Source organism: Pseudomonas mandelii (assembly GCF_900106065.1).
Taxonomy (GTDB): Bacteria; Pseudomonadota; Gammaproteobacteria; order Pseudomonadales; family Pseudomonadaceae; genus Aquipseudomonas; species Aquipseudomonas mandelii.
The window spans coordinates 6,704,301-6,726,071 of record NZ_LT629796.1 but is presented as its reverse complement, the minus strand read 5'-3'; the positions used below and the strand labels follow the sequence as shown (position 1 = coordinate 6,726,071).

General features: G+C 57.7%; 20 protein-coding genes and 3 pseudogenes. 10 read left to right on the top strand and 13 right to left on the bottom strand.

All coding sequences use genetic code 11. The features are described 5' to 3' along the window. Positions 1 to 29: 29 nt before the first annotated feature. On the top strand, positions 30 to 1,181 hold the full coding sequence (locus tag BLU63_RS31185) for a carboxylate-amine ligase (RefSeq protein ID WP_083377117.1): 1,152 nt from the start codon (positions 30 to 32) through the stop codon (positions 1,179 to 1,181). 285 nt (positions 1,182 to 1,466) lie between these two features. Here the strand turns inward: BLU63_RS31185 and BLU63_RS31180 are convergent, their stop codons facing one another. Further along, positions 1,467 to 3,173, bottom strand: a complete 1,707-nt coding sequence (locus BLU63_RS31180; protein ID WP_083377116.1) for an amidase — start codon at positions 3,171 to 3,173, stop codon at positions 1,467 to 1,469. Between the two features lie 261 nt (positions 3,174 to 3,434). On the opposite strand from BLU63_RS31180, the gene BLU63_RS31175 reads away from it, so the two are divergent. After that, the gene (locus tag BLU63_RS31175) at positions 3,435 to 3,827 is read left to right on the top strand and encodes a GFA family protein (protein WP_083377115.1); all 393 of its coding nucleotides are present in this window, start codon (positions 3,435 to 3,437) and stop codon (positions 3,825 to 3,827) included. An 18-nt stretch (positions 3,828 to 3,845) separates the two neighbouring features. Here the strand turns inward: BLU63_RS31175 and phnE are convergent, their stop codons facing one another. Genes phnE through BLU63_RS31155 form a run of 4 tightly spaced genes read right to left on the bottom strand, consistent with a single transcriptional unit; the run spans position 3,846 to position 7,076 of the window. Further along, positions 3,846 to 4,613, bottom strand: coding sequence for a phosphonate ABC transporter, permease protein PhnE (phnE, locus tag BLU63_RS31170; RefSeq protein WP_083377114.1), 768 nt, complete (start codon positions 4,611 to 4,613; stop codon positions 3,846 to 3,848). Beyond that, the gene (locus BLU63_RS31165; protein WP_077748803.1) at positions 4,610 to 5,437 is read right to left on the bottom strand and encodes a PhnE/PtxC family ABC transporter permease; all 828 of its coding nucleotides are present in this window, start codon (positions 5,435 to 5,437) and stop codon (positions 4,610 to 4,612) included. The genes phnE and BLU63_RS31165 overlap by 4 nt, the downstream gene beginning before the upstream one ends. After that, complete coding sequence (locus tag BLU63_RS31160) at positions 5,431 to 6,228, bottom strand: phosphonate ABC transporter ATP-binding protein (RefSeq protein WP_083377113.1); 798 nt, start codon at positions 6,226 to 6,228, stop codon at positions 5,431 to 5,433. The genes BLU63_RS31165 and BLU63_RS31160 overlap by 7 nt, the downstream gene beginning before the upstream one ends. Further along, complete coding sequence (locus BLU63_RS31155) at positions 6,225 to 7,076, bottom strand: putative selenate ABC transporter substrate-binding protein (protein ID WP_010459090.1); 852 nt, start codon at positions 7,074 to 7,076, stop codon at positions 6,225 to 6,227. The genes BLU63_RS31160 and BLU63_RS31155 overlap by 4 nt, the downstream gene beginning before the upstream one ends. Positions 7,077 to 7,721: 645 nt before the next feature. Here BLU63_RS31155 and BLU63_RS31150 point away from each other — a divergent pair. The 3 genes and pseudogenes from BLU63_RS31150 to BLU63_RS31140 all read left to right on the top strand — a co-directional run. After that, entirely contained in the window at positions 7,722 to 8,084 is a 363-nt protein-coding gene (locus BLU63_RS31150; RefSeq protein ID WP_010459091.1) for a DUF6124 family protein, read from the top strand. Between the two features lie 456 nt (positions 8,085 to 8,540). Further along, positions 8,541 to 8,903 (top strand): DUF6463 family protein, encoded by a 363-nt coding sequence (locus BLU63_RS31145; protein WP_010459092.1) that lies wholly within the window; start codon positions 8,541 to 8,543, stop codon positions 8,901 to 8,903. Between the two features lie 164 nt (positions 8,904 to 9,067). Further along, a pseudogene (locus BLU63_RS31140) lies at positions 9,068 to 9,247 on the top strand (alcohol dehydrogenase catalytic domain-containing protein); the annotation flags it as partial. A gap of 68 nt (positions 9,248 to 9,315) precedes the next feature. Here BLU63_RS31140 and BLU63_RS31135 read toward each other — a convergent pair. The 4 genes from BLU63_RS31135 to BLU63_RS31120 form a co-directional block, all read right to left on the bottom strand. Next, positions 9,316 to 10,119, bottom strand: a complete 804-nt coding sequence (locus BLU63_RS31135; protein WP_077748806.1) for a 2OG-Fe(II) oxygenase — start codon at positions 10,117 to 10,119, stop codon at positions 9,316 to 9,318. Between the two features lie 82 nt (positions 10,120 to 10,201). Beyond that, positions 10,202 to 11,008 (bottom strand): glycosyltransferase family 2 protein, encoded by an 807-nt coding sequence (locus tag BLU63_RS31130; protein ID WP_083377112.1) that lies wholly within the window; start codon positions 11,006 to 11,008, stop codon positions 10,202 to 10,204. 737 nt (positions 11,009 to 11,745) lie between these two features. Then, positions 11,746 to 12,879 carry an aminotransferase class V-fold PLP-dependent enzyme gene (locus tag BLU63_RS31125; RefSeq protein ID WP_083377111.1) on the bottom strand — a complete coding sequence of 378 codons (1,134 nt, stop codon included), beginning with the start codon at positions 12,877 to 12,879 and terminating at the stop codon, positions 11,746 to 11,748. A 416-nt stretch (positions 12,880 to 13,295) separates the two neighbouring features. After that, positions 13,296 to 14,564: an OmpP1/FadL family transporter gene (locus BLU63_RS31120; protein ID WP_010459098.1), complete on the bottom strand. Its 1,269-nt coding sequence runs from the start codon at positions 14,562 to 14,564 to the stop codon at positions 13,296 to 13,298. Between the two features lie 220 nt (positions 14,565 to 14,784). Here BLU63_RS31120 and BLU63_RS31115 point away from each other — a divergent pair, with 220 nt between their 5' ends. Continuing rightward, on the top strand, positions 14,785 to 15,579 hold the full coding sequence (locus BLU63_RS31115; protein ID WP_083377327.1) for a hypothetical protein: 795 nt from the start codon (positions 14,785 to 14,787) through the stop codon (positions 15,577 to 15,579). 109 nt (positions 15,580 to 15,688) lie between these two features. On the opposite strand, the gene BLU63_RS31110 is transcribed toward BLU63_RS31115, so the two are convergent. The 3 genes from BLU63_RS31110 to BLU63_RS32950 all read right to left on the bottom strand — a co-directional run bounded on the left by BLU63_RS31110 (position 15,689) and on the right by BLU63_RS32950 (position 19,000). Further along, complete coding sequence (locus BLU63_RS31110) at positions 15,689 to 17,347, bottom strand: arylsulfatase (RefSeq protein ID WP_083377110.1); 1,659 nt, start codon at positions 17,345 to 17,347, stop codon at positions 15,689 to 15,691. A gap of 312 nt (positions 17,348 to 17,659) precedes the next feature. Then, positions 17,660 to 18,109 (bottom strand): hypothetical protein, encoded by a 450-nt coding sequence (locus tag BLU63_RS31105; RefSeq protein ID WP_077750077.1) that lies wholly within the window; start codon positions 18,107 to 18,109, stop codon positions 17,660 to 17,662. Positions 18,110 to 18,724: 615 nt separating this feature from the next. Then, positions 18,725 to 19,000, bottom strand: coding sequence for a hypothetical protein (locus BLU63_RS32950; protein ID WP_144443435.1), 276 nt, complete (start codon positions 18,998 to 19,000; stop codon positions 18,725 to 18,727). Between BLU63_RS32950 and BLU63_RS31095 the strand changes: the two are divergent. Then, positions 18,888 to 19,116 (top strand): annotated as a pseudogene (locus tag BLU63_RS31095) (VOC family protein); the annotation flags it as partial. The gene BLU63_RS32950 and the pseudogene BLU63_RS31095 overlap by 113 nt on opposite strands. A gap of 135 nt (positions 19,117 to 19,251) precedes the next feature. Here the strand turns inward: BLU63_RS31095 and BLU63_RS31090 are convergent. After that, positions 19,252 to 19,500 (bottom strand): hypothetical protein, encoded by a 249-nt coding sequence (locus tag BLU63_RS31090; RefSeq protein WP_010459104.1) that lies wholly within the window; start codon positions 19,498 to 19,500, stop codon positions 19,252 to 19,254. 207 nt (positions 19,501 to 19,707) lie between these two features. Here BLU63_RS31090 and BLU63_RS31085 point away from each other — a divergent pair, with 207 nt between their 5' ends. The 3 genes and pseudogenes from BLU63_RS31085 to BLU63_RS31075 all read left to right on the top strand — a co-directional run. Next, a complete protein-coding gene (locus BLU63_RS31085; RefSeq protein WP_010459105.1) occupies positions 19,708 to 20,049 on the top strand; it encodes a YajG family lipoprotein in 342 nt (113 codons plus the stop codon). Between the two features lie 248 nt (positions 20,050 to 20,297). Beyond that, on the top strand, positions 20,298 to 21,296 hold the full coding sequence (locus tag BLU63_RS31080) for an acyltransferase family protein (protein WP_010459106.1): 999 nt from the start codon (positions 20,298 to 20,300) through the stop codon (positions 21,294 to 21,296). Between the two features lie 15 nt (positions 21,297 to 21,311). Then, positions 21,312 to 21,767, top strand: a pseudogene (locus BLU63_RS31075) (MBL fold metallo-hydrolase); the annotation flags it as partial. Positions 21,768 to 21,771 lie beyond the last annotated feature (4 nt).

Below are 21,771 nucleotides of genomic sequence, written 5' to 3'. Positions count from 1 at the left end.
GATTCAAGGGCAAGGTGAGGGGTGAGGCGATGGACAGGCACCTGAAGTTTGGCATTGAAGAGGAATACTTCATTACGGACCTGGCCACCCGGCGCATGGCCGAGAATCCTCCCGACGTATCGATTGAAGCGTGTCAGGGGGTGCTCGGCGATTGTTTCGCCCATGAAATGTTCAAGGGGCAGATCGAGGTCGCGTCCCCCATCTTCACCAGCGTCGCGCAAGCAGCGCAGTACCTGTTTTCTGCGCGCTCAAGGTTGCGGGGGACGCTCGAACGTCACGGTCTGGGACTGCTCAGTGCCGGCAGCCACCCATTGAGCGATTGGCGTTTGCAGCACGCCACCGACCATCCTCATTTTGTTCAACTGTTTGAAGACTACCAGCACGTGGCAAGGCGCAGCGTGCTGTCCGGCCTGCACGTGCATGTTGAAGTGCCAGGGCACGTGGACCGTATTCAAGTGATGAACGAAGTCCTGCCGTGGTTGCCGCTGTTGTTGGCACTGAGCACATCGTCACCTTTTTGGGACGGCGCCGACAGCGGCTTCATGAGCTACCGTCAAACGGCGTGTGATGAATGGCCGCGGATGGGCATTCCTGAATTCTTCGAAGATCAAAGCGCCTATGAAGCCTACGTCGCCATGCTGATCCGCACGGGCACGATCAAGCAGGCGGGCGATTGCTGGTGGGGCTTACGACCTGCCGCGAAATACCCAACGCTGGAGATGCGCATGACGGATGCCTGTCCGCGCCTGGATGACGTCTTGTGCATCGCCTCTTTGTTTCGCTTGCTGGTGGCCCATGCCATTGACCAACCTCGCCCGGGATTGAGCTATTCGCAAGTGTCGCAATGGATCCTCAAGGAAAATCGCTGGCGGGCGAAACGGTCCGGCATCCACGCAGCCTTCATCGTTGAAGGCTACGATCGACCGTTCTCTGCGGCGCAATGGCTGTTCAGGGCGCAACAGATTCTTGGAGACACGGCGCAGAAGATGGGCGTGGAGGATGTGTTCGCCCAGGCCCGCCGGATTCTCCGGGACGGCACCAGTGCAGACCGGCAGCGGAGAGTGTATGCGCGAGCCTTGCGTGGGGGAGGGGATGTTGACGCCGCGTTGTCGCAAGTCGTGGATCAGCTGCTGATGGAAACGTCGCAGGCGCCGTGCATCAGTGAAACGGCGCTCACCTAAGACCGAAGATAATCTCCAGCCGAACAAGCCCCCTGTGGCGAGTAATGCTGTTCACTTAAACGCAACGTCGTATCTGTGGCGAGGGAGCTTGCTCCCGTTGGACTGCGCAGCAGGCCCTTTTTGGGGGCGCTTCGCGACCCAGCGGGAGCAAGCTCCCTCGCCACAGGGTTCTTGTTCGACTGGAGATTGTCTTGGATCAGTGAAGGTTTGAGTTTTGGAGTCCGGGTGAATTGATGACAAGGCGGGATTGGAGCCTGCACTGGCCCAATCCCGCGCGCTGCTATTTCAGCCCTGCAACGGCGGTGTCCGAGGCGGGATCATTCGTTTGCTGCCGGCCGACTCAAACGCTGAAGCGAAGCGCAGCAGCGCTGAGTCGTCATAGGCACGACCGGCAAAGGTCAGCCCGACCGGCATGCCGATGTCCGGCATGATGCCCATCGGCACCGTGACCGTCGGCACACCGAGGTGGCGGATGGCGAGGTTGCCGTTGGCGACCCACACACCGTTACTCCACGCGATGTCCGCCGACTGCGGATCGACATCGGCATTTGCCGGCCCGACGTCGGCCACTGTCGGGAACAGCACCGCATCGAGCTTCAGCCGGTCCATCCAGTCTTCAAGGTCGATTCGACGTGTTTCTTCAAGCCCGCGCAGGCCGTCCGGCAGCGTGGTGATCTGATCCCACGGCGTGATGCCACGCTCGGCCATCTTCACGTATTCGTCCATGCCGGCGGCAAGGTCGTCTTCGCGATTGGGCAGGGTGCCTGGGTCATGCGGGAAGATCAGCGGCCCGTCGACATCGGCCAGGCGATTCAGTTTCGGATCACCGTTGGCCCGCAGAAAATCATCGAACGCCCAAGCCGACAGGTCCCACAACTCATGGTGCAGGAACTCCTTGGACACCAGGCCGCGGGTGAACACGGTCGGTGTGCCCGGACGATCGCCTTCGCAATTCGATACCAGCGGGAAGTCGACTTCGACCACCTCGGCACCAGCGGCTTCGAGTGCCCGCCGGGCGTCTTCCCAAAGATCGATCACGCTAGGGCGGGTATTGATTTTCTGCCCCGTCGGGCCACCGATGCCCGGCGCCTCGCTGGTGCCCGCGTCAGGGTCCGCGTTGATGTACATGCGCGGCACGCCGAAGCGTTTTCCAGCGAGCGCACCGGTGGTCGCGGCCAGCCCGGCGTAGGACGCGGGGCGCACCGACGCGACGCTCGGTATCGGCACCCAGGGTTGCATTCGCCACAGATCGCCGCGTGTGTCCGGGTCTTGCGCCACCACCACGTCGAGCACCTCAAGCAGGTCGGCCATGGTTCGCGCGTAGGGCACAACCACGTCCATCGTCGGCGTCAGCGGCCAGTTGCCGCGCACCGAAATCACCCCGCGCGAAGGGGTATAGGCGCACAAGCCATTGTTCGAGGCCGGACCGCGCCCGCTCGACCAGGTTTCTTCGGCAAGGCCGAAGGCCGCGAAACTGGCGGCGGTGGCCGTCCCGGCGCCGTTCGATGAGCCCGATGCGAAAGGCGCCGTCAGGTAGTCAGCGTTGTACGGGCTCTCGGCACGGCCATAGACCCCGCGCTGCATGCCGCCATTGGCCATCGGCGGCATGTTGGTCTTGCCCAGGCAGATGGCACCGGCGGCGCGCAGCCGTTCGATGGTGAAGGCATCGCGATAGGCAATCAGGTTTTTGAAGGCCGGACTGCCAGAGGCCGCGGTGAGGCCTTTCACCAGATAACTGTCCTTGGCCGTGTAGGGAATGCCATCCAGCGGGCCGAGCGTTTCGCCCTTGGCCCGACGGGCATCGGACGCTTGCGCTTCGTTGAGCGCCTCGGGGTTGCGAACCACCACCGCGTTGAGCGCGGTTGGCGTGTCGGGGCCGTCGTAGGCGTCGATCCTGGCAAGGTAGGCCTGGACCAACTCAACTGCCGTGGTCTGGCCAGACTCCAGCGCCGCTCGCAATCGGGCAATGGACACTTCGGTGACTTCGATCATGCTGTTACCACTGACGGCTGATGGGGAAGGAGGTGGCGGTTGGCCTCTTGCCAGGTCTTGGGCTCAGGGGTATCACTTGTCTGAAAATGGGTGTTCATATCGATTTCTCGTTTCACGGCAATACACGACAGGGTCTGGACTTGAAACCTGGGCTGCCTATTTAGCACCAAGGAAGGCACGGAGGGAAACGGTGCAGCGGATTGTGCCGGTTACGACACCTTCTGTTCCATCCCGTCGTGTTTGATTCAGAGGAGATGCAACATGGACCGATTCACCGGTGGCTGCGTGTGCGGCAATGTTCGAATCGAGGCATCAGGAAGGCCCTACCGGGTCGGCCTTTGCCACTGTCTCGATTGCCGCAAGCATCATGGGGCCCTTTTCAATGCCAGCGCGATCTTCCCTCAGGCGGCGGTGACGATCGAGGGCGAAACACGCGACTACGCCGGTCGGCATTTTTGTCCGCGCTGTGGATCGTCCGTTTTCGCACGCACCGCCGATGAAATCGAAGTGAACCTGGGGTCTCTCGATGCCCCTGATCAACTGACGCCAACCTACGAAAGCTGGATCGTGCGTCGCGAGTCCTGGTTGCCGGCGTTTGCGCTCATCAGGCGCTACGAACACGACCGTGAGGGTACAGGGCGTTTGGAGGAGTAGGGCGTTCTGCGAAAGCAGTCAAGCCTTGACCCAGCGTTGACGGCTCCAACTGCTCAATGAATCGACGGCGATCACCAGTAGCAACATGGCCAGGATTACCGTGCTGGCTTGAGCTTCCTGGAACAGGCTGAGGCTGACATACAGCATTTGCCCCAAACCACCGGCGCCGACGAATCCGAGCACACTGGCCATGCGAATGTTGTTTTCCCAGCGGTACAGGATGTAAGCCAGCAGCTGCGGCAACAGGTTGGGCAGGGTGCCGTAACAGAACGCCGAGATGGCATTGCCGCCCTCCAGGCGGATGGCATCGGCCGGTTCGGGCGGGGTGTTTTCCAGAGCTTCTGCAAACAGCCGGCCGAGTACGCCGGTGGTGTGCAGGGCCAAGGCGAGGGTGCCTGCATTGGGGCCGAGTCCGGCGGCCAGCACCATCAGCGCCGCCCATACCAGTTCCGGGACCGCGCGCAAGGCATTGAGGACCAGGCGCGATGCACTCTGCAACGGCCAGCCGAAACGCCCGGCCGCGGGCAATGCCAACAGCAGCCCGAAGACCGCCGCGAGCAGGGTGCCCAAGGCGGACATGGCAATGGTTTCCAGCGCGCCGTGACCGATGGCTTGCAGATGACCCGCGCTCAGGTCCGGGCTCAGGAAACGCTGCACATAGGCAGCCATCTGCTTCAGATTGCCGGCGCTGCCGAGTTCGCCAAGGTCGATACCCAGGTAGATGAACGAGGCGACTGCCGCGGCGCCAATGCTCAGGAGCAGCACCAGGTTGATCAGGCGATTCATGTCAGCCTCCAGCGCAGCAGGCGGCTGAGTTGATCGGCGAGCAGCACCAGGACGAGGAACGTCAGTAACAAACTGGCCACTTCACCCCCGGCGAACATGCGTAGCGACAGATCCATTTGCTGACCCAGACCGCCGGCACCGACAAAGCCCATCACCACCGAGGCGCGGATCGCGCACTCCCAGCGGTACACCGTGTACGACAGCAGCTCCGCCGCGACATTGGGCAAAATCCCGTAGCAAAACGCTGCCAGTCGACCGCTGCCTGAACGCAGTAATGCATGGGCCGGTCGCTGGTCGACCGACTCGAAAATTTCTGCGTAGACCTTGCCCAACATGCCGCTGTAGGTAATCGCAATAGCCAATACCCCGGCGGTCGGGCCGAGGCCGACGGCTCGCACGAACAGCAGGGCCCAGACGATTTCCGGCACGCTGCGCAGGAAGATCAACAAACCGCGTACCGGCCAACGCAGCAGTTGGCCGCCGAAGCTTGGGTGACCGGCACGGGATGCGGCCGACAGCGACAGGGCGCGACTGGCCAGCAGGCTGGCAGGGACGGCCAACAGCAACGCCAGGGCCATGCCGGCCGTGGCGATGGCCAGGGTCTGCAGAGTGGCTTGCAACAGCAGTTCGATGAACTCGGCGTCATGGGCCGGAGGCCAGAAGGCGGAAACAAACCGGCCCATCTCGCTCTGACTGTCACTCGCCACTAAAACGCCGAGGTCCAATTCGCTGAAGTGGATGCCGGGCCACAACAGGGCGATCGCCAGCAGGGTGAGGAGCAAACGGGGCAGGGCGGCGGGATCGCGCGAGGCAGACGTCAGCATCGGGGAATCTGCACACTCATGGACACTGGAGGCACCGGTGAGGTGTGCAACTGCTCATTGGCGTAGAGCGTGTCGAGCAGCTCGCGGTCGACGTCGCCGGCCGCAAGGTCGAACAGGATCTGCCCGTCACGCAGGCCGATGATCCGCGAAAAGTGCGCCAGAGCCAGCTCCACCGCATGCAGGCTGGCGATCAGGGTGACGTTGTGCTCCCGGGCGTGGCGGCAGAGCACCGAAAGCGTGTGTTCGGCCAGCACCGGGTCCATGGCAGAAACCGGCTCATCGGCCAGCAGCACCTCGGGCGCTTGATACAACACGCGGGCAATGCCCACGCGCTGTAGCTGGCCGCCGGACAGTTGCTGGCAGTGTGCGAACAGTTTATCGCCCAGGTCCAGCCTGGCCAGCGCCGCGCGGGCGCCCGGAATATCCAGAGGATGCATCAGGTTCAGCAGGCTCTTGCCCAGGCCCCACTGACCCAACTTTCCGGCCAGCACCGCGGTGACCACACGCTGGCGCGGTGGCAGGGGCGGCGATTGATGGATCAGACCGATGCGTGCGCGCAAACGCTGGCGCTGCCGGGCAGACAGCTGCCACGCTCGCTCGCCGAGCACCTGCAACTCGCCGTTGTCCGGTCGCAACGCGGTAGCCAGCAAGTTGAGCAGGCTCGACTTGCCAGCGCCGGACGGGCCGATGACGGCAACCTGCTCGCCTGCACCGATGTGCAGGTTCACCTCTCGCAATGCCTTGACGCCGTTGGCATGGGTCAGGCTGGCCTGGGTCAGACGCAAGGTCATTTCAGCAGGTCGGCAGCGCGTGCGGCTTCCTCGATGCCTTTGTAATTGTCAGGGCTGGTTTCGATGAACCGGCTGGCCGCCTGCAAATCGAGAATTTCCTTGTCCTTCGGGTTAGCCGGATCGAGTGCCAGGAAGGCCGCCTTGATCTTCGCCGCCAGCGCCGGGTCGAGGGTCCCGCGCACTGTCCAGTTGTAGTCGAAGTAGGCCGGGGTGGTCGCAAACACTTTGACTTTGGCGGTGTCGACCTTGCCGGCAGCGACCAGTTTTTCCCACACGCTGGCGTTCAGCACCCCGGCGTCCACCTTGCCGGCCTGGACCCAGGCGACGGTGGCGTCATGGGCGCCCGAGTAGCCGACGCGGCTGAAGTAGGTTTCTGGCTTGATGCCATCCTTGAGCATGAAATAGCGCGGCATGAGACTGCCCGACGTGGAGGACACCGAGCCGAACGCGAAGGTTTTGCCTTTCAGGTCGGCGAGGGATTTGACGTTCGGGTCGGCGGTGATGAATTTGCTGGTGAACTGGGCATCCTGTTCGCGCTGCACCAGCGGAATGGCATTACCGGTTTTCAGGCGTGCCTGCACAAACGTGAAGCCGCCCAGCCAGGCCAGGTCGATGCGGTCGGTGGCCAGCGCTTCGACCACGGCCGGATAGTCGCTCACCGGAACGAACTCAACCTTCATGCCCAGCTTTTGCTCCAGATAAACGCCCAGCGGCTTGAACTTGCGCAGCAGTTCAGTAGGGGCTTCATCGGGAATCGCGCTGACTTTCAAGGTGTCGGCGGCCTGCGCCAACAGGCTGCCAAATGTCAGGGTAAGGCCGACGGCCAATGCCAGGGTACGCTTGAGCATGGAAGCTCTCCGGTGAATGAACTGAAAAATGATCGATGCGCCTGACGCAAGCTGAACTTGCTTGGCGCTTTGTGAGGGTAGACGAAGCGGGGGCATATTAACCGGTTTTGACCTAGTCAATATGTGTCGTGATGGACTGCACAACCATTGCTCGAACTGAACCTTGACTACGCCGTTGGCATTTAACCGGCATTTTAATCGCTCTCATTGTTTTCTGACGCAAACAGGCCTGCGTGTACGCTTTTGGGCGAGCGCTACGCGTCGCTGTTTTTTGAGTGCTTTAAACATGTTTGGGCGCGCGCGTTTAAAGACACTCGGCGTTACGTCCTAACGGCTACAACGCCTTGCGTCGTTGCCTACGCGTGCGCCAGAATCCGCCGGCTTGTGCGGCTTTGGGGTGGGCTATATCGTTTCCTGGTCACTGAAAAACAGTGATCGGGTTTGGTAGCCCGCTTGTGACAGTCGCATGGCGACACCTCAGGCAGTCCCTTCTTTCGGACTCTGCTTTTATGGTGGGCATGCGTGGGGCTCCTTTGTGAGCGCCGGGTTTCCTGTCGCAACCGGTCTACCAACCCACGTATGGCCGCCACCCTCGTTTGGTAGCGAGAGTGATGGCTCCTTATATTTGTGACGGGAGCTTCATCTATGATCAAACCAACACCCAACCCACCGGACACCAATCCGGCATCCCCCTACGAATCCCTCGATTCCAGAAAACTCCACGAAGCCGCCGAACGCGCCCTCGACCACTACCTCAATCCGGGCGCCCACATCATGGCCAGCAACCACGAACCCGAACCCATGTTCCTCGCCAACCCGGCATACGACACCGAGTCCCTGCTGGCCAACGCCAGCGAATCACTTGGCTCGGCCACTACTATGCTCAGCAATTTTGCGGCGTTATTGGATAACTCACATCGCAAGACGCTGTTGGGGATTACCCAAGTGGTGATGTTGGGGGAATTGGCGGTGAATCAGGCGTTGGATAAGGTTGAGGTGAAAGAGTAAGAGTGCACCCTCTGTGACGGTGGGTTAACCCGTCGTCACAGAGGGGAGGTGACTGCATCAGAATCAAAGGTCCGAACCGGAGGGTATTCGGTTATGAAAGATTTGCACGAAGTTGCCCAGCCTATTGCCCAGGTGTGTTCGTCCCTCTTCCTTCCCGTTCGAAGAACCGTTGCACTGGCGGGATGAGCGGGGCCGCATCGCCCCCTGACGCGAGGCCCCTGCAAAAAATAACGACGAATTTGCCTCGACACGCATCCCGCGCTTTGGGTCGACTGCGGCTTTTCGTGACTGACTGCAGTCGGCCAAAAGTGAACGGTGGACACGGTGATGGCAAATGGATAGCTTCGTTCGAGGGCTGCAGTCCTTGCGGTCAACCATGCTGCGTTTCTCCCTCAGCAATGTCGCATTTGCCGCGACCACTTCTAAACCACCTTACCGTTACGGAGCATATAAGACATGTCAAACATCGTCGCATGGACCCTGTTCTCCTTGGGTGTGCTCCATATTCCATTCGGTATTTTCAAGTTCAAAGCAGCATTCGCCGCCGCTGTAAATGCTGGCTTCGTTGACCAGTTCAGGGCGCACGAAGATCGGCGTGCAGCCCTCTGGTTTACCATGCTGGGGCCGCTTTTTATGCTCGCAGGGCAGACAGCGATCCACGCCGTAGCCGTTGGCGATCTTGCGCTACTTAAGATTGTTGGCATCTATGTGCTGATGATCTCGATCATTTGCGTCATTGCTGTTCCAAAATCTGGGTTCTGGGCAACGCTCCTGGTTTCTCCGCTGATCATCGCGGCAGGGTATGGCTTGTATGCCTGACAAACGGTTCATCCTTCACGACAGGCAACAATCGGCCAAAAGCAGTCGGTCGGTCTAGTCTACGAAATCTTGGTTATTCAGAGCGTTCAAGGTTGTTCTAGTGAAGTCACATCGCAATTGTCATCCGGTTGGCCGAGTATTACCGCATAAACTCGGCGGTTACCCTTACCGGACACGACATATCTGACGTTGTCGAAGAAGTGGGGCCGGGTGTGATGGCCTTCGCACCAGGAGACGAAGTCTGGTACACCCCGCAAATATTCGACGGGCCAGGAAGTTATGCCGAGTGCCACGCTGCTGCAGAAAGCATTATCGGGAAGAAGTCTCCCTCGCCGAGCCATCTTTAGGCGGCAAGCCTGAGCCTGGTCGGCGGAACGGCGGGGGGGGGAGGCGTCCTCTCTAGCGATATAGCTTAGTTTCTCTTTTTGATTAGTTTGTTCAAATAGTACTTGAGGCTTAAACGATCTTTGGGCCTTGGCTTGTAATGTGTTTTATTTCTTTGTGCGGGATCGGCCGCCATGGTTTGTGCGGTGTAATAATAAAGCGCTATAGACCTGCGCGTGATGTGCTCCGGAGTCGTTAAAGGCTCGGGGTGCCCATGATTACTGTCTTTGTCTGTGTTGAAAATGACACAGCGGTTATAAATTGGCAGCACTTTTTTAAGACAAGTCTTCATGTCGATATCCCAAAGTTCCAGGTTGCCGCCGTACTCCTCTTGCCAGTCTTCATTCAGATAAATTATGGCATTCAACCTGCGTTCAATATTAAGCTTTTTGTTGAGTCTGAAGTCCGAATGAACACCTAGGAAGCCACCACTTTTCGTTTCATGCAGCCCGCCACCGGTAAAGTAGGGGTCGGGTATCAAACCTTCGATGCCCGTGAGCTTTTCAAGAAACTGCAACATGGGGGCCGAGTTAAAGGCGTTGAAAACAGTCTTCAAATAGGGGGCGCATTCGTTGGGACTGATTTGTCGTTTGCGCTGACCTTTATAGCCACGCTCGTAGAGCATTTCGTTGTTAGTTGGCTCGACTGGGAAGTGCGAACAGATACTCGCAATCAGGTCTTCCTGTAAAAAGTTATCGATGACTATATGCGGAAATGGCGTAGCCTGGATATAGCTACTGGCTAGCGAGTCACCCAAAGCGCTGGCGGCGCTCTGGTCGAAATCAAGCTCCGGGGAGAGGGTGATAGGTAGTGTTTGAGTGATGGGGGCCATTACCGCTCCAATAACTTAATATAAAACCCAAGGATAATTTCAAGCCGTGTCGCACACACTACTCGCTGCGTGCCTTCAACGCTTAGCTTTGGCTGTTGTCTTTGTTAAGACGCTTGAGAATGTTGTTGTACATTTTGGTTCGTCTATGAGTCTTTTCATAGCCACCAGCCGCTGCGACAGTGCCGGACTGAATGTGATCTAGATAGCTGAAAATTTTACGCGGCGATAACATTTCAATGACATAGCCAAGCTCGGTCATGCGGTCTTGGAGGGTGTAGCCGGGCACACGATCATCCATCGAGAAACGCAAGCCGTGCTGTTTGATAAGTTTGCAGTTCCACAATGTACAGAAACTCTTCAAGTAGACTTCTCTGTACGGTTTTGGTTCTCTGGAACGTAATCCCAAGGAGATTTTCAGGCGTCTGAAATGGTGCTTTAACAATCGTGAGCTAAACCGCCAAAGGGTTCTCGTGGTCCCACGATTTAGTTGCTCTACACAACCGACGGCTACAATGTTGGGGTTTTTCATGCATTTATTTAGCATCATTGGAAAAACATTTTTATCGAAAATAAATGTATCGGTGTGCATCAGGAGTAAATAATCAGACTCAATCCGCTCCAACACCATGTCAAGTGCTTTACCATGGGCGATATGGCCCTGCTCTGGTTCAGAAACAGTACGCTCGATTAAGTTGATCCAGTCAAGAGTCCGCAAGTACTCAGTACTCTCATCGGCGGAATAGTTGTCAACTACCCATATTGGAACGATACCACCCACATGCTGATGCAATAAATCCAAACATATCTTGGTGATTTCTGGTGTCTTGTAATTCACTATCACTATACTGAAGCTCTTAGCGCTTTCACCCAGAAAGCTAGTGTTATTCATCGCTCAGGCACCCAACGGTATTGTATGTGAATATAGAAATAACTGACCTATGGACAGTTGCCGCTTATTTGTCTGCGAAAAATTTTGCGTGACTATAAAACACAATTTGTTAATCCGTTTTGTCATACACCGAATAACCATAGCTTACTCAGACGTGATGGGCAGGAATAAATGCGGACTCCATCGTATAAGGACCTACTCCATCGGTAAATATCCGTGAATTAATTCGTCACATAAGGAGGCTGGTCAGGCGAGCTTCTCGGGGAAGGGTGAGCTGAGCTTACGTGTGGCGTTCACATTCGGTGTGTTAGCACCTACAGAGTCTTCCCAAGCAGGGTCGTCATGCGTGTGCCGCGTTTGAGCGTGCATAGGGTGCACGCGATCCATTTTTAGGGTACGCCCACATCAGTGAATGTAACTTGGGGTTAAGACACAAGCAGCGTCTGCTCTTGGCCGTTTTTTGCCCGTCGCCACCGTCTGCAATGGGGCAATCCGAGTCATACAGCCGCCAATCATCCACCCCGTGAAAGGCTTCGTTGGAACCCTTTTCTGAGAGCGCTGAAGGGTGCACGTGTCAGTAAGACGCGTGCATGGGCGTTCCCTTGTGGTTCTAATATGACGTCCGGGCGACTAGCGTCAAATTTGTCGAAGATTAGCGCCATGGGCCGGCAGTGCCCGGGGCAGGATGCCTTCCTGGAATTCACAAGTCCGGCAGTTGCTGCGGGTACGATGAGGGCTTAGTTAACCAACACCTCGTCCAATGCCTGCTCGAGGGTGCGGACCGTGCGCTCGATATTGTGCAGCTTTTCGAGTCCGAACAGACCGATGCGGAAGGTCTGGAAGTCGGCCGGCTCGTCGCATTGCAACGGCACTCCGGCGGCGATCTGCAGGCCGTGGTTGGCAAATTTCTTGCCGCTCTTGATGTCGGCATCATCGGTGTAGCTCACCACTACGCCAGGCGCCTGAAAGCCCACTGCGGCCACGCTTTTGATGCCTTTGCCGGTCAACATTGCGCGCACCCGATCGCCCAGGGCCTGTTGTTCGTCGCGGACCTTGTCGAAACCGTAGGCTTGCGTCTCTTTCATCACTTCGTTAAATCGCGCGAGGGAATCGCTGGGCATGGTCGCATGATAGGCATATCCGCCCTGTTCGTAGGCCTGCATGATCTGAAGCCACTTTTTCAGGTCGCAGGCGAAGCTGCTGCTTTGCGTCTGCTCGATGCGCTCGAGGGCCAACGAACTGAGCATCACCAGTGCGCAGCAAGGGGAGGCGCTCCAGCCTTTCTGTGGTGCACTGATCAGCAAGTCTACCGCGCATTGCTGCATATCAACCCAAAGCGTGCCTGAGGCGATGCAGTCCAGCACGAACAGGCCACCCACCGCGTGCACGGCGTCGCCGACGGCCCGCAGGTACTCGTCGGGCAGGATAATCCCTGATGAGGTTTCAACGTGGGGGGCGAAGACAATCTGCGGCTTCTGCGCCTGAATGGCTGCCAGCACTTCGTCCAGAGGGGGCGGGGCGTAGGCCGCCTGGCGACCAGTCTCGACCGGTCGGGCTTTCAGCACCGTGGTGGCCGCCGGGATGTTGCCCATCTCAAGGATCTGGCTCCAGCGATAACTGAACCAGCCGTTGCGTATCACCAGGCATTGCTGGTCGGTGGCAAACTGGCGCGCCACCGCTTCCATGCCAAATGTGCCGCTGCCCGGAACCACCGCAACAGCCTGGGCGTTGTAGACCTGTTTCAAGGTCCTGGAAATGTTCTTCATCACGTCTTGAAATGACTGCGACATGTGGTTGAGCGAGCGGTCGGTGTAGACCACTGAGTACTCGACCAACCCCTCGGGATCGATACTGGGATATACCTTTGACATGGGGTGACTCCTTTGGCAGAGATGTCAGTGGTATCGACCCTGCCCTAAGCCTTGGCAAATGACAAGATTGCTCGGGATCGAATTGCGATTTCTGTCGAGCGGCTGGCATCACCTGTGGGCGGCAACGGGTTCTAACTGCGTAGATTGCGCACATGAAATACAACGGTAAAAAGCAGGCAATTACCGATAACGAGTAAAACGGTGCAACTGCCCCCAGTCCGGTTGGCCGACAACGATTGTGCAACGCGGCAATCAGGTTACAACCAGTCTGTCCACTGACTGCTTATGACCGATTACAGCCTGTCGCGAAGGGCAGCAACCGACCCATTGCAAATATTCATGTCTGCCTCTACAGAGGAATTTAGGGCTCAAAATGCGATTCATGGATTGAGTCATCATTTTTCGATAGCGGAACTTCAGAAACGCCACGTCATGTTGCCGGTCAGGGCTTGAATCCAGGCATCGTCGAACTGACCGGAGACTCGGTTGCCCGAGATCGACTTGGTCTGGTCCACCGGCATGTCGCCGAGCCAGACCATGGCCCAACTGACGTTGATGTCGGTGTCTTGGTTCAGAGCATAGGTGGCGCCTGTGGCGATGCGCCAGGACTCGCCCATAGGTACGATCACGCTGCGTTTGCTATCGGAGACAGCGCTGCTGTCGTAGGCCACGCCGACATTCCACAGCCATTGCTCGGTGGCCTGGTACTGCGCGCCAAGGGACAGGTGCCAGGTGTCCTTGAAACCGGCATCGACCGATTTCGACTGCGCGCCAAACGCCGTGGTGTCGACCTGTACGCCGATCTCACCGAATTCCGACCAGTCCTGCCAGTTGGCCGAGGCCAGCAAGGCCCATTGCCGGTCCAGTTGCTGGAACAGGCTGAGGGTCACGGTCTGCGGCACGGTGGTGTCGAGTTTGGTGTTGGTGTCGCTGATGCGTTCCAGCAAACGGCCGTCGCCTTTCACATCCAGCCGGTCTTCGAAGTCCAGGTCGACTTTGCTGGTGTAGGCCAGGCCAATGCGGGTGCCGGATTGCGGGGCATAGATCACCCCGACGTTGGCGCCATAACCCCAGGCACCATCCTTGTACTTGTACTGACCGTCAGCGCGATCGGTGAAACCGAAGGGAGAGCGGTCGATGGCGGTTTGCGCCTGCAACATGCCGTACATGGCCTTGACGCCAACGCCCACCGACCATTGCTCGTTGAAGCGATACGCCACGCTGGGCACCAGGGACAGACCCAGCAGACTGGAGTTCTGCGCGAAGTAGCGGCCGGACCAATCGTTGTCGTAGTTGACCGCCAAGCCGAAGTCGCCGTACTGGCCGAAGCCGACGCTCCAATGTTCATCCAGTTCATGGCTGATGAAGAAACTGCCACCGGGGATCGGTTCGAGGGCATTGCCACTGCCGCTGCCGGCCACATTGCTGCCGGCGTCGCGATCGAAGCTCAGGTCGCCATACAGCACTTGCAAGCCGCCGGTGATCTGCGTGCCCGGCAGGTAACTCATACCCGCCGGGTTACTGGCGATGGTCGCTGGGCCTTGGGCCCGGGCGGCGGCACCGGCGTTGGCCAGGCCAGCGTTATCGGTGCCGATTTCGTAGAGCATGATGCCGCCGGCCCAGGCTTGCTGGCAGCACAGCGCGAGGAGCGTACAAGCAGGCAGGGCAGTGGTTTTGGTTGGCATGGTTAACCTCTATCCATTTTCGAATTAACGTAGCGCACGCACGCATGTCCATGGAGTAACAGCAGGCATCCCACGCGCCTTCTCAAGTCGAATTGATACTAGTCGAGAAAACCTGAACTAAGCTCTCCGGGTCGCTTCGCATCGAGGCGGCACAACCGCAGTGGTAGTGCATATTCTCGTTATCGAGAAGGAGCTACTGATGAGCAAAGTCGTCCACCTCATGCCTGTCATTGCCCTGGTAATTATCTGGCCCGATACCGGCAAAACTGCCGATAGCCAGGCCGAGCTGGCCAAACAATCACTGAACCCGGTTGCTGCGCTGTACAGCGTGCCGATTCAGTACAACTGGAACCAGAAACTTGGCCCCAGTGGCGAGGGCTACCAAAGCGTCACCAATATCCAGCCGGTGCTGCCCTTTACCCTCAATGACGAGTGGAACCTTATTTCCCGAACCATCCTGCCAGTTATCGATCAACACGGTCTGGTACCGGGTGGGCAGGCGGACAAGTCCGGGGTCGGTGATGTGACCCAGAGCTTCTTTTTTTCACCCAAACACCCGACACCGAGCGGCTGGATTTGGGGGGCAGGACCGGTAATCCTGGTGCCAACCGGCAGTGATGAGCTGTTGAGTGGTGAGCAGTGGGGGGCGGGTCCTACCGTGGTTGCCCTCAAGCAAAGTAACGGCTGGACCCGCGGTATCCTGGCCAATCACATTTGGTCGCTGGACCACAGCCCTCCCGATGAAAAAGACAAAATCAACCAGACCTTCCTGCAACCGTTCTTCAGCTACACCACCCCTACCTACACCACCTTCGGCATCAACACTGAGTCCACCTACGACTGGAAAACCCGCGAATGGTCAGTGCCAATCAACCTGTTCGTGACCCAGCTGTTCAAAGTGGGTCATCAACCCATGAGCTTGCAAGTGGGCCCACGGTATTGGGCTGAAAGTCCGAAAGATGGCGCACAAGGCTGGGGGTTTCGGGTGGCGTATACGCTGTTGTTTCCAAAATGATTCCAGCTCCGCTGATGCATCTGTAGGCGTCACGAGTGGTCGCTGCTCGCAAACGTCAAAATGGCGAAGTGGCGACCTCTGATGAAGCCGCCATGTTTCTCCTGTCTGATCAGTTACCTGCTGGCATCGGCAGGTTGATGCCTTCCTTTTTCAAGGTGTCACGCACGGATTGGAATTTCTGGTATTGCGACAGCTCGATCGGCCCGTCATAACCCATGCTTTGCAGTTTGCGTGGTGGGTAATCGACGTAGGTTTTCATTAGCTTCATGATCGCGCCTGTGATCGGCACCATCGTCCAGGTACGCTCAGTAAAGTTGTTCATGAACAGGTCATAGCGCTCTTGCGGGTCTTGCCACAAGTCAAAGACCTGCGGCACGGTAGCTACATATTTTTCTGCGCCTTTCCATCCCAGGTTAGTGTCCACCGCCAGGCCGCCAGTTTGCGCGCCATCATCGCCGCGCAGGTTGAATACGGCCTTGTAGTTTCCGACACGCGCCGCACCCGGGGACAGTTCGTTCTCGGTGAAGTAGAACCACTCCTTGCGCGGAGAAGGGCCACTGCCGGTGAGTACAGGGGTCATGTCGTAACTGTCGAAGATGATTGGCTGACCTTCGCGATCTTTTTCCGGCAGCTTCACGCCAGCGACAGAGGCGAAGGTCGCCATCAAGTCCAGGCCACCGAGCAGCTCGTGGTTTTTTGTGTCGGGCTTGATCTTGTCTGGCCAGACGGCAATGGCTGGTACCCGGTTACCGCCCTCACGCACTGTGCCCTTGGTCCCGCGGAACGGGGTGTAGCCGGCGTCCGGATAAACATCCTGCCAGGCACCGTTGTCAGTGGTGTAAACCACAAGCGTGTTCTTATCCAGGCCCAGTGCCTTGAGCTTGTCCAAAATGCGGCCGATGTGGGTATCGAGTTCGACCACCGAGTCGGCGTACTTGGACTTAGACATGGATTTATGCACGAACTCCGGTGCAGGCATGTTCGGCTGGTGCACTTTCATGAAATTGACGTTGATGAAAAACGGCTTGTCCGATTTGGCTGCCGTGTCGAGAAACTCCAGGGCAGCTTTTTCGACATAGTTGTCAAAGAACGGAATGCCGACCACGCCGGGTTTTCCATCCACGACAGGCGTGTCCACGTACTGGCCGTTGACCTTGAATTCTTCGATCGGTTTTTCCCCGGCCTTGCCGGACAATGCGCCCTTGGTCACCTGTTGGAACATGGCGCGGGTTTCCGGGTCCATGTCCGGGAACCAGGTCGGATCGGCGTAGGTGTAAGCGTTGAGGTGATACAGGCCGACGTATTTCATCACGTCATAACCTTGCGCATTGGGTAGCGCATAATCGGCTTCGCCCAAATGCCATTTGCCGGTGAAATAGGTGTCGTAGCCACCGGTTTTCAGCACCGATGCCAGCGTCCACTCGGCTGCTGGCAGGCCACCGCCCTGGCCCTGGAAGGCCACGGTGGTCATGCCGCTACGATTAGGAATACGCCCGGTTTGCATGGCTGCCCGACCCGGTGTGCAGCTTGGCTGGGCATAAAAAGAGTAAAAAGTGACCCCTTCCGCCGCCAGCTCATCGATGCTAGGCGTCGGCATGCCTCGACCGACCCCACCGCCGTAAGGGCCCAGGTCGCCATAGCCGGTATCGTCGGAGACGATAAACAGAATATTGGTCTTTTCCGTCTGAGCCGCATGGGCAAGTCCGTTCAGTGACAAAAGCGCAGCAAACACTATTGATAGTTTGAAACGATCCGATAGCTGTTCCATACCAGGATTCCTCGTTGTTTCATGGTGCTGGCAACCGGTGATGGTGCACATCAACATTGACCCATGGTGCATTGACCACCGAGTAATTAGCCTAGGTACTGCGTACAGAATCATTTCCCCCTGTGGCATGACCATGCACGGGTTAAGGCGCAGGAAGGAGTCTAGTGCGGTTTTTTCAAATCAACGGGGCGATAGCCGTGTTTTGTTGGTGTATGTAACGCCAGGATTACAAACTGAATAGATACCAACCATGAACGCGGTAAACACAATCGCCACAAAGCGCGACTCGACTTAAAAATGACTACCGACGGTTCATCGAGTCGCGTGTGCAATATCGCCGCAGAAAATATCGGCGCTGCCATCCTCGGGTGAAGTACGCACGACAACGGCGTACTTGCCGGAAAGCAGGTCTGGCATTGTAATGGGCGCGCTTCTGTAAAAGGTCCATCCACCGGTGCCTGCATTGGGTTCGGTGTTGACCTTATCGTTCATTGCGTACGCGACTGGCCCGGGTTGCTGGCAACTGCCTTTGTTGATGAAGGTGTAGATGCGCGGCGGCAGGATGGTCCCGTTTGGAACGCCGGTAATGTAGAAGTCAAAGTTGGTTTGATTGCCTTCGCCAGTCAATGTAGTCGTGGCGGTATGACCAGGGTTTTTATGGGTCGCTGCCAACGGAAGATTCATTGATTGGTGTGAGGAGCTGGTGCAGCCGAAGAGACTTGCGGTAGTCAATAGCACTGACAGGGGGAGACGGAATTTCATTGCCAACCTCCAATATTGGAAGTAGTGCGGTGGGGGGACTATTGGGTATAGCTCAATAACGTCGCTGTGCGTTCTTGAACGTCTACTTTTATAGCCCGTTAAATCCCTGAATCCCCCCGGTTTATCAATCAGACGTTGTGAGCTCGCATGCTCACACGCTTGAGCACCTGCAAGTAGGTGGGTGGTTGCGGCACGATGCCGCGCTGGCGCTAAAGTGCATGCAATTTAGGCAAGCGGAAATAGGGCGCTGACGCCATCAGATGATGCTCAATATGAAAATTGACCCGGATCGGCGCCACGCAAGCGCGGGCGATCCAACACGGACTGTGTGGTTCAGGTACTGAGCAGTACGTCCGGGCTTGATTCCAGGCAGGCCTGCTCCGCCATGGAGCGAATGTGTCTCACTGATCGAACAGACCTGCTGGCAATTGGCGGCTGCGAAGGACTCTGCGTCGAATTGCGTCCAGAAGGCCTTCAGCCACAACGTGACCATCCCGCGTAACCCGCAATCCGGTCAGGCAACCGGCCAGAAAGAAGAAAGGGACAGATTTGTTTTCTGTACTTTTGACCGGCAGCTTCTGGCCGAGAGTGTGTAAAAACGTCAGATTTGGTTTTCTACATCGACGCCAGGAGACCGTGCTGACGTTTCGCAAACTGATCAAGTCCGTGACGTTTCCACGAACAGTTAAAACCGCTCAGCAAGCTCTTAAAGCCCTTTGGATGGGGCAAAAAAAGACCGGTTTTTACGCCGTTAACGCTTTCATCAAGCCAGTGGTGCATATGGGGCGAGAGGGCACCGTCCTTCTTTGTTCTGATATCGGCGAACGACGCACCTGCCAGCGTCGGTAATGGAGTGACCATCAGTTTCGAAGCGCCGCCCCGTGCCGCCATCGACGCATTCCATGCAGCCGCTTTGGCCGCTGGCGGTACCTGTGAATGCCTACGCTGCCTATGCCCGTGATCTGGACGGCAACAAACTGGCGGCCTATTGCTTCAGTCCCGATTAAAACCCGGTTCGCCTTGATTTTCGCCACCATGATCCTGTTGGACATACCCAGCAGGGCGTAGCGCGATTACCCCACTAGATGATCCACCAACGGGTGAACCGTCTCATCGACCGAGACCGGAGTCTGGACCCGCTGTCATTGGTCGGGCGCTAGCCATGTATCCACCACCCGCCGATCCAGCTCCTCCCAATCAGCCATGCCCAACACCCGCGTGGTGTTCAGCCCGCGCAAATAACCACGCAGCTGGTTGGCGGTGGCACGGGTTAACTCCCGGTCGGGCGGGTTTTCGCACAGCAGTACAGTTTCGTACTGGATCAAGTACTCGGCCACCCGGTCACGGAACTCGGGCAGGACGGCGTCGCGGATCAGGTCAAACGTTCTCAAGGAGAGGCCTCATCAATGTATTTCGGTTGTGATTGAGTGTGTACGAGTCTGCACGGCGCGCAACTATTGCGTGAGGTAATAGTGACAATCACGAAAGACAAGTTCTGCTTTGTCAGTAATCACCGGAAAATCGCCCCCATCGAACACAGCCCGTGACGCTGACCCGTCACGCGATGAACCGGACTTTTTATTTTCAGGATGACATCCATGCGCCCTTTATTTGTGCCTGCCATGGCGTTTGCCTCTTTATTGCTCGCCGGTTGCGCTTCTGCACCGAACGACCCGACGCTGACCCTGCAGACCAGTAAGACACCTGCGCAATACGCCGACTGCGTCGTACCGAAATTGCAGGGCAGTGCGTTGAGCCCGACCGTCTCGCAGACCCAGCGCAGCTACCGGATCGTGGTGCCGAGCAAAGTCTCTGCGGACAACGTGCTGGAAGCCTACAAGTCCGGCAGTGGCGGCAAGGTGTTCATCTACGAGCGGCACTTGCTGGCCTCGAACTTCCTGCCGTCGAGTTTCGGACGCGCCGCCCAGGATTGCATCTGACCCCGGCCCGTAAACGTTTTTCAAGCGCTCCTTTGGTTGGCCGCAACCAACCAATTTTTTGCCCCGCACCGCCTTTCGGTCGCGGGGCTTTTTTTTGTCAGGACCAATTCGAATCGCCATACGGCACGGATTGCCTGGTCGATCTCACACGAATGTAAACAGGTTCCCGCAGCACGAAATAATCCTGTTCTCAGGACGCAAAGCATCGTAGTTTACGCGCCATAAATACAAGGACGTCAGGAGTGTAAGTGGGCGCTTATCGTTTGCTGTTGGCTATTCTTGTGGCCGTTTCTCATATGGGCAAAACGTTCGCGGGGCTTAACCCTGGCGTGGTTGCCGTGATTTCCTTTCTGATCATCAGCGGCTTTGTAATGACCTCGCTCATTGAGCGCAATTACAAGGCGCCGCAGAAAATCGGGCTGTTCTACATGGACAGGGCCTTGAGGCTTTACCCTCAATTCCTGTTCTACTTCCTGGCATCGTGCGCCGTGATTTATTGCCTGCTGCCCGGCACGCCTCAAGCCGCCGAGCTGACGCTCGGGAACATCGCGGCGAGCCTCACGATGGTGCCCCTCGGCTTCTACATGTTCGGGCTCGCCGGGCCGCTGATTCTGCCGCCGGCCTGGTCTCTGGGGCTGGAGATGTGTTTCTACCTGGTGATTCCATTCCTGTTGATCTACAAGGCGAGGGGCGTTGCGTTTGTCTTGTCTGTCGCCGTATTTATGACTGCGTGTCTTGGTTTCCTCAACACCGATGTGTACGGCTATCGCCTGTTGCCGGGCGTCTTGTTCATGTTCCTGTGCGGCAGCTACCTGTACAAACCGCAGGCGAAGGGTTTAGCGATCGCTGCCGGCACTGCCGTGGTGGCTGCCTTGATGTTTGCGGCCATCGAAGCGGGACTGATTGAGCGTCGGCCGTTTAACGCGGAGGTGACGGCGGGCATCGCCTTAGGCATCCCGGCCGTGTACGTGCTGACGAAACTCAAGTTTCACCGGGTTGACGAATTCCTCGGGGACATCAGCTATGGCGTGTTTTTGAATCACTTTGTGGTGATGTACTTCCTGCGTGCTTTCTGGCCGGTTGCCTACGACGCGCACATCGTTGCCGCCGTTCTGATCCTGTCGTTCGGGTTGAGTTGCGTTTCGTACTACAGCATCGAACGGCCGGCGCTGAAACTCCGCCATGCGCTTCGGGCGGGCGCGAGGTTCAGCGTGGGTAAACGGCGAGGCGGCGAAAAGGTGGCTTAGTGCGTGTGACTTCGTAGAGCCATCCTGGTCGACGCTGGGCTGGGTGGGCAGTTCCCCGGCTTTCCGCGGGCCGGGCAGTTCCCCAAGCGTCTGGAGTCGGCCGGCATCGACCTGGCGTCGGTGACCGACGTGGTGATCACCCACATGCACATGGACCATATTGGCGGGCTGCTCGTCGATAAGGTGAAGAACCGGTTGCGTCCTGATGTGCGAATTCACGTTTCGGCGACCGAGGTCGATTTCTGGGCGACTCCCGACTTCACCCAAACCACCATGCCGACGCCGGTGCCCGACGTTTTGCGGTCCACGGCCCAGCAGTTCATGGATGCCTTCCACAACCAGCTGAAGACGTTCGAAGACGAATATGAGGTGGCACCGGGCGTGGTCGTCAAGCTGACCGGCGGCCACACTCCGGGGGGCACAACTTTTACCGGGCCAGCGCTAACCTGGCCCAATGCGTATCAGCACGACGCGA